Here is an 808-nt window from a genome sequence, read left to right as displayed (position 1 = left end):
CCCGATCAGCAGGGCCAGCGCGTAGGCGATGGCCGAGGCGTAGCCGAAGTCGAAGTACTTGAAGGCGTTCTGGTAGAGGTACATGCCGATCGTCAGGGTCGCGTTGTCGGGCCCGCCGCCGGTCAGCACGTAGGGCTCGTCGAAGAGTTGCAGGGTGCCGATGGTGGAGAGCACGGTGGTCAGCAGCAGCGCGGGCCGCAGCCCGGGCAGCGTGACGTGCCGGAAGGCGCGCCAGGCCCCGGCGCCGTCCACCGCCGCCGCGTCGTACAGCTCGGTGGGGACGGTCTGCAACCGGGCCAGCAGGATCACCGCGTTGTAGCCGGTGTAGTGCCAGGTGAGCGCCAGGCCGAGGGAGACCTTGGCGAGCAGTGGGTCGGTCAGCCACGGGATGTCGCTGCCGAGCAGCCAGTTGACCAGCCCGTACTGCTGGTTGAGCAGCACCGAGAAGACGATCCCGTACGCCACCAGGCCGGTGATCATCGGCAGGAAGAAGCCCAGCCGGAACACCGAACGGGCCTTCAGCAAGCGGGAGTTGAAGGCGACCGCGAGGCCGGTGGCGAGTGCCAGCATCAGCGGGACCAGGACGGCCAGGATCACCGCGCTGTTGCCGAGCGCGGTCCAGAACAGCGAATCGTCCAGCAGCCGGGCGTAGTTGTCGAGACCGGCGAAGGTCTCCACTCCGCCCGACTGCTTGTAGAGGCTGAGCCGGAACGAGGCGAGGATCGGGTAGAGCTTGAAGGCGGCGAACAGCAGCACCGCCGGGAGCCCGAACAGGTAGGGCATGGTGCCACGGGTCATCGGACAAGCC

At 67.9% G+C, this 808-nt stretch carries 1 protein-coding gene; it reads right to left on the bottom strand.

Annotated features, from left to right (window positions below):
* Positions 1-783 (bottom strand): carbohydrate ABC transporter permease (locus tag ABD353_RS39745; protein ID WP_344628584.1); only part of this gene is annotated, 783 nt, incomplete at its 3' end.
* Positions 784-808 lie beyond the last annotated feature (25 nt).

It is taken from the genome of Kitasatospora arboriphila, from assembly GCF_039528095.1.
Lineage (GTDB): Bacteria > Actinomycetota > Actinomycetes > Streptomycetales > Streptomycetaceae > Kitasatospora > Kitasatospora arboriphila.
The sequence above is the reverse complement of the archived record's forward strand: the minus strand, read 5'-3'. Positions and strand labels throughout refer to the sequence as shown.